The sequence below is a fragment of the Lentzea sp. genome (assembly GCF_036380075.1).
Classification (GTDB): domain Bacteria; phylum Actinomycetota; class Actinomycetes; order Mycobacteriales; family Pseudonocardiaceae; genus Lentzea.
In genome coordinates, this window is record NZ_DASVFL010000279.1 from 1 (window position 1) to 4,004 (window position 4,004).

6 protein-coding genes are annotated in these 4,004 nt (G+C 71.7%); 1 reads left to right on the top strand and 5 read right to left on the bottom strand.

Features of this window, described 5'->3' with window-relative positions:
- Together VF330_RS29970 and VF330_RS29975 are read right to left on the bottom strand one after the other, a co-directional pair.
- Positions 1-485, bottom strand: a 485-nt coding sequence (locus tag VF330_RS29970; RefSeq protein WP_330855048.1) for a DUF2087 domain-containing protein, incomplete at its 3' end; no start/stop codon positions are given.
- Between the two features lie 60 nt (positions 486-545).
- Complete coding sequence (locus VF330_RS29975; RefSeq protein ID WP_330855049.1) at positions 546-1,022, bottom strand: hypothetical protein; 477 nt, start codon at positions 1,020-1,022, stop codon at positions 546-548.
- 61 nt (positions 1,023-1,083) lie between these two features.
- Between VF330_RS29975 and VF330_RS29980 the strand changes: the two genes are divergently transcribed.
- Complete coding sequence (locus VF330_RS29980) at positions 1,084-2,052, top strand: YafY family protein (protein ID WP_330855050.1); 969 nt, start codon at positions 1,084-1,086, stop codon at positions 2,050-2,052.
- Between the two features lie 154 nt (positions 2,053-2,206).
- Here the strand turns inward: VF330_RS29980 and VF330_RS29985 are convergent, their stop codons facing one another.
- The 3 genes from VF330_RS29985 to VF330_RS29995 all read right to left on the bottom strand — a co-directional run.
- Positions 2,207-2,560, bottom strand: a complete 354-nt coding sequence (locus tag VF330_RS29985; protein ID WP_330855051.1) for a maltose acetyltransferase domain-containing protein — start codon at positions 2,558-2,560, stop codon at positions 2,207-2,209.
- On the bottom strand, positions 2,557-3,318 hold the full coding sequence (locus VF330_RS29990) for an SWIM zinc finger family protein (RefSeq protein WP_330855052.1): 762 nt from the start codon (positions 3,316-3,318) through the stop codon (positions 2,557-2,559). The genes VF330_RS29985 and VF330_RS29990 overlap by 4 nt, the downstream gene beginning before the upstream one ends.
- A partial coding sequence (locus VF330_RS29995) for a C-terminal helicase domain-containing protein (RefSeq protein ID WP_330855053.1) occupies positions 3,318-4,004 on the bottom strand: 687 nt, incomplete at its 5' end. The genes VF330_RS29990 and VF330_RS29995, both read right to left, overlap by 1 nt.

Below are 4,004 nucleotides of genomic sequence, written 5' to 3' on the forward strand. Positions count from 1 at the left end.
GCCTGGTACAGGCCGCCGCCGCGTTCGAGCAGGCCGAAGTCGACGAGGTAGCGGCGGATGGTGACGTGGTCGACCTCTCCCCCGTCGCACCACGCCTGGAGCCGTTCGTTGATCTCGGTCTCCTCGTAGTACGACCGCGCCTCGAAGGCCTTCGAGGCGACGTGCTCGAGGATCTTGCGGCGGCGTTCGTGCGCGACCGGCAGCGAGACGAGCTTGTCGCCGCGCACGAACGGCGCGAGACCGTCGGCGGGCACCGGTTCGGTGAGCGTGGCGGCGAGGGCTTTGAGGTCGGCGGGCCGGGCGGGCTCGCCCTCGACGAGCCCGGCCTCGCGGAGCTTGCGCAGCGCGGTGCCGGCGTCCTTGACCTTCAGGCCGGAGGCGGCGGCGACGTCGGCGAGGGTCCCCGCCCCGAGGACGACGGCGGCGAAGGCCCGCAGCCTCGCCGGTTCGGCCAGCGCGCGCACGACGGATTCCGGAGTGGTCATGTCTGCGAACCTAACGCCGCCGTCCACCCGTTTACCTCGACGGCGCTCCCTGCCAGTCGCTCACCGGCCGACGAGAGAGTCGGTCAGGACGTCGGCGAGGTAGGCGTCGAGGTCGGGCTCGCCGGGTTCCAGGACGTGGCGGACCCACGCGCGGCGTTCGTGCTCCAGTGGCGGCAGCTCCCACACGCAGCCGATGAGGTCCTTGGGGATGACGCTGAAGTGCGTGAGGTCGGGGTCGGTGGAGCCGAGGAACGGCTGGTCGCCGGACACGGCGGTGCGGCAGTGCAGGACGTTGTCCCAGACCCAGTTGTAGGCGTTGAGGTACATGCCCGCGACGCTGCGGTGCAGCACGGTGACCGTGGCCGGCGGGGTCGGGTCCTCGAAGTCCGGGTAGATCGTGGGCAGGAACGCGCAGGCGGCGGCCCGGATGTCGTCGGTGATCTCCAGGCCCGGGGTGACGACCTCGTAGCGCTTGACGTGCCGGCCGGCGACGACCAGCGGTTCCCTGACCGTCAGCTGCTTCTCATAGAAAGCCATGAGTCGAACGTATGAGCTATCACTGACATCCTGTGTCAGTGGTGTGTGCCAGTGTGGGCGCGTGCGTGCGAGCCGACTGGTCTCCCTGATCCTCCTGCTGCAGACGAAGGGCCGGATGACGGCGCAGGCCCTCGCCTCCGAGCTGGAGGTGTCGGTGCGCACGATCTACCGCGACGTCGAGTCGCTGCACGCCTCCGGGGTGCCGCTCTACGGCGACGCGGGACCGGCGGGCGGCTACCAGCTGCTCGACGGGTACCGCACGAAGCTGACCGGGCTGACCGAGCAGGAGGCCGAGTCGTTGTTCCTGGCCGGGCTGCCGGGGCCGGCGGCGGAGCTGGGGCTCGGGGACGCGGTGTCGGCGGCGCAGCTGAAGCTGATGGCGGCGCTGCCGTCGTCGATGCGCGTGCGGGCGGCGCGGATGACCGAGCGGTTCCACCTGGACGCGCCGTCCTGGTACTCCGACCCGGAGCGCTCGCCGTTGCTCGGGCCGGTGGCGGACGCGGTGTGGCGGGAGCGGCTGCTGGAGGTCCGCTACCGGCGCTGGCAGGCACCGGAGGAGGTGACGAAGGTGCTCAGGCCGCTGGGCCTGGTGCTCAAGGCGGGGCGCTGGTACCTGGTGGCGCTGGGGTCGTCGCGGATCTCGACGTACCGGGTGGGGCAGATGCAGGCGGTGTCGGTGCTGGAGGAGTCGTTCGAGCGGCCGGAGGGGTTCGACCTCGGGGCGCACTGGGCGGCGTCGCTGGAGGAGTTCCAGGCGCGGCAGTTCACCGGCGAGGCGGTCCTGCGGCTGTCGGCGCGCGGGTGGGAGTCGTTCTCCTTCCACGTGCTGCCCGCGGTGACGCGTGCGGCGCAACGGTCCGCTGTGGACGACGGCGGGTGGGTGCGGGTCACGATCCCCATCGAGTCGGTCGCGCACGCGGCGGGGATGGTGTTGCGGATGGGCGCCGAGGTGGAGGTGCTGGAGCCGGACGAGCTGCGCGCGCACGTCGCGTCGCAGGTGCGGCGGCTGGCGTCGATCTACCTGAGCTGAGCGAGTTGCCGGTCGTGCGGGCGTGCGAGCGTCAGCTGGGCTGTCGGCGCCGACGACCGCGTTGTCGCCGATCGTGACGCCGGCGCGCACGATGACACCGCCGCCGAGCCACACGTTGTCGCCGATGGTGATGGGGGGTGGCGGCCTCGAAGCGCTACCGGCGGGCCTCGTGGTCCTGGACGGGGTGCGGTGCGGTGAGCAGCTGGGCGCGCGGGCCGATGGAGACGTCGTCGCCGACGGGGATCGTGGCGCAGTCCATGAGGATGGCGTCGTAGTCGAGGAAGCTGTCGGAGCCCAGGTGGATCTGGTAGCCGTGGTCGCGCTGGAAGCGAGGCATGACCCGCGAGCCCTCGCCGATCGAGCCGAACAGCCGGGCGATGACGGCGCCGTCGCGGGTGGTGTTGAACTCGTCCACGAGGGACTGGGCGTGCCGCCGTTCGGCGACGAGCTCGGGGTGGGAGTTCCGGTACCGCTGCCCGGTCGTCATCTTCTGCTTCTCGGTGATCACGCGTCGAGAGTGCCCGACCGCAGCAGCGCGCGGGCGCGTTCCGCGGCGATCTCCATCAACGCGGTGAGGTCCGCGGCGTCGACACCGGGCGGCGGCTCGACCGCGAGCACCACAGGTGTGGTGGTCGGCAGTGCGGGACGGGCGGGCAGCTGACCTGCGGGTTCGGCGGAAACCACCACAGGTGTTCTGGTGCCGACGGGTCCGGCGACGCGCTTTTTGAGCGCGTCGAGGAGCTCCTGTTCGGGTGTGCCGCGCAGCAGCAGCAGGAGGACGAACGGGTCGGCGTCGAGCAGCCAGCCGACCTGGAACGCGAGCGCGGCGGCGTGGCGGCAGGGCAGTTCCCAGCCGTCGCAGTCGCAGTCGGGTTCGAGGTCGCCGATGCCGGGCAGCAGGTCCACACCGGACTCCTCGGCGGCGGCGACGAGGTCGCGCGGCATGTCGTTGTCCAGCAAGGCGGCGAGGTGGCCGGCGTGTTCGGCGACGCGGTCGAGGAACCGTCCCCATTGGACTTCGGTGAGGACGGGGACGTCGACGGTGGTGTTGTGGACGGTGTCGTCGTCGTGGACCTGGGCGTGCAGGCGGCCGGGGCTGACGGTGATCGGGCCGACGACGCCGGCGTGGGCGTAGCGGCGGCCGAGGCGGACCATGCCGGTGTCGAGGGCGGTGTCCTCCAGCGCCTTCACCCAGGCCTTGCCCCACCACGTGGTGGCGGCGCGGCGTTTCACCTTGGGGAACGCGGCGAACCCGCGTGCGGTCATCAGGAGCTCCTGAGCTGGACGAGGTCGGCGAGCTCGGCGTCGGTGAGCTCGGTGAGGGCGCCGTCGCCGCCGTGCAGGACGGCGTCGGCGAGGGCGCGCTTGTCGCGCAGCAGCGCGGCGACGCGGTCTTCGACGGTGCCCTCGGTGACGAGCTTGTGGACCTGGACGGGCCGGGTCTGGCCGATGCGGTGGGCGCGGTCGGTGGCCTGGTCCTCGACGGCGGGGTTCCACCAGCGGTCGAAGTGGACGACGTGGTCGGCGCGGGTGAGGTTGAGCCCGGTGCCGGCGGCTTTGAGCGACAGCAGGAACACCGGTGCGCGGCCCTGCTGGAAGTCGTCGACCATCCGTTCGCGCTGAGGCACGGGCGTGCCGCCGTGCAGGAACAGCGTGGGGTGCTTGATGTGCTTGTCCAGCAGTGCCGCCATGGCGACGTACTGGGTGAACACGAGCACGGAGCCGTCCTCGGCGACGATGGTGTCGAGCAGCTCGTCGAGCAGGTCGAGCTTGCCGGAGCCGCCCCGCAGCCGGTCGTGGCCGAGGTAGTGCGACGGGTGGTTGCAGATCTGCTTGAGCCCGGTGAGCAGCTTGAGCACCAGGCCCCGGCGGGTGTCCTCGTCCGCCTCCTCGATGCGGCGCATCGACTCGCGCACGAGCGTCTCGTAGAGGACGACCTGCTCGCGCGTCAG

Coding starts and splice junctions, on each gene's coding strand:
- VF330_RS29975 (WP_330855049.1), bottom strand. CDS start 1,022: ATGGCTTTCTATGAGAAGCAGCTGACGGTCAGGGAACCGCTGGTCGTC.
- VF330_RS29990 (WP_330855052.1), bottom strand. CDS start 3,318: ATGACCGCACGCGGGTTCGCCGCGTTCCCCAAGGTGAAACGCCGCGCC.